Consider the following 336-nt stretch of genomic DNA (forward strand, 5'->3'; position numbering starts at 1 on the left):
GCGCCCAAGGCTTGGCAACCGATCATCTGCTGGCTCGTAGCGGTGTAACAGAAGCCCGCAAGCGGCTCGGTTCAGATCCTGTCGAGTGGCTATTTCGCAAAACCGGCACTCAATGGGGCTCCGAGCGGTACACCGATGATACGTGGCAGGACCTGCAAGTGTTTGCCGTGGACGGTGCACTGCTACGCACCCCGGACACGCCCGAGTTGCGCGATCATTTCGGCTCTGGAAATACGCCGACCGAACGCCAGACACCTTTTCCAATGCTGCGTCTGGTGGCGCTGATGAATGTTCGTTCGCACCTGATACTGGATGCTCAGCTGAGCCCTTATCGAC

The 336-nt window shown here is 58.9% G+C and carries 1 pseudogene; it reads left to right on the plus strand.

Features of this window, described 5'->3' with window-relative positions:
• Positions 1-336: pseudogene (locus tag AACY52_RS31845) on the plus strand (IS4 family transposase); the annotation flags it as partial.

The organism is Pseudomonas sp. EA_65y_Pfl1_P113 (assembly GCF_963970525.1).
GTDB classification, from domain to species: Bacteria; Pseudomonadota; Gammaproteobacteria; order Pseudomonadales; family Pseudomonadaceae; genus Aquipseudomonas; species Aquipseudomonas tritici.